The following is a 237-nucleotide window of genomic DNA, read 5'->3' as shown; positions in this document are numbered from 1 at the left end:
CCGTGGTGTACCGTTAATGTCAGACAGTCCTATCAAAACTAGCAACAATAAACCATTACGCATTGCCGTTTTAGTATCAGGTAGTGGTAGCAATCTACAAGTATTAATAGATGCAATGCAAGCAGGTGCACTACCAATTGAGATCGTCGGCGTCATTAGTAATCGTGAAGACGCCTACGCTATCAAGCGTGCCGAGCAAGCTAACATACCTGTCGCCGTGCTATCACATACTGATAG

The 237-nt window shown here is 44.7% G+C and carries 1 protein-coding gene; it reads left to right on the top strand.

All coding sequences use genetic code 11. The features are described from left to right. Positions 1–16 precede the first annotated feature (16 nt). The coding region (locus AAEZ03_RS28825; protein WP_350583421.1) for a formyltransferase family protein at positions 17–237 on the top strand (221 nt) is incomplete at its 3' end.

The organism is Pseudomonas sp. HY2-MNA-CIBAN-0224 (genome assembly GCF_040310285.1).
GTDB classification, from domain to species: domain Bacteria; phylum Pseudomonadota; class Gammaproteobacteria; order Pseudomonadales; family Pseudomonadaceae; genus Aquipseudomonas; species Aquipseudomonas helleri.
The sequence above is the reverse complement of the archived record's forward strand: the minus strand, read 5'-3'. Positions and strand labels throughout refer to the sequence as shown.